The following is a 754-nucleotide window of genomic DNA, read 5'->3' on the forward strand; positions in this document are numbered from 1 at the left end:
TTTGTTCGGCAACTTAGCTTTATTAGCATGGGTCGCGATTTGGCAACTCGCTTTATCTCCTCACCCTCATCTGAGTAGCACAACACTCGCGATTGCATGGTGTATTCCGTTATTGCTACCTTTACCTGGCATCTTAGCGGGCAAACCTTACACGCATGCATGGGCGAACTTTGTCTTGATGCTGTATTTCTTGCACGCACTCACTATCTTGTACGTGGACGGTGGTGAACGGTGGTTGGCAGCGGTTGAGCTGGTGCTTACCTCTCTTGGTTTTGCTGGCAATATTTTATTTGCTCGTGCTCGAGGAAAAGAGCTAGGCCTTAAACTCAAACGCTTGTCACAAGTAGAAAAAGAAGAAAAAGCGAAGTTCAATAAGTAACTTCTCTGATTCAAAAACAAAAAGAGTCGCAATTGCGACTCTTTCTTTATTCTATGCCCAAACGCGGATTAACTTTGCGAAGTAGAATTCCACTCATAAATCAGATCGTATTGATCTTGCACTTGAGGAATCACAACAGGCTGTTGTACTTGCACTGCTGGCACAGTTTCCTCAACGGCTTGAACCACCGTTTTTGGTTGCCCTTCTATAGCTTGAGCCTCTGAAGGTAGAGTTTCTACCGATTGCTCTTCCGATGGCGTCACTTCTTCAATGTCACCGAGTGGATCTTCAAATTCCATCAATTGTGAGATCGACGAAGCCTCTTGCTCAAATGCTTGTTGTGAAGCAAGCAAATGAATAGTCAGCGTTAACTCA

General features: G+C 44.6%; 1 protein-coding gene and 1 pseudogene. One reads left to right on the plus strand and one right to left on the minus strand.

Annotated features, from left to right (window positions below; genetic code table 11):
* The first annotated feature begins 1 nt into the window (after window position 1).
* Window positions 2-379 carry a DUF2069 domain-containing protein gene (locus R7Q46_RS26690; protein WP_318078159.1) on the plus strand — a complete coding sequence of 126 codons (378 nt, stop codon included), beginning with the start codon at window positions 2-4 and terminating at the stop codon, window positions 377-379.
* Window positions 380-447: 68 nt separating this feature from the next.
* Here the strand turns inward: R7Q46_RS26690 and R7Q46_RS26695 are convergent.
* Window positions 448-754: pseudogene (locus R7Q46_RS26695) on the minus strand (DUF2066 domain-containing protein); the annotation flags it as partial.

The sequence above is a fragment of the Vibrio sp. 811 genome, assembly GCF_033339195.1.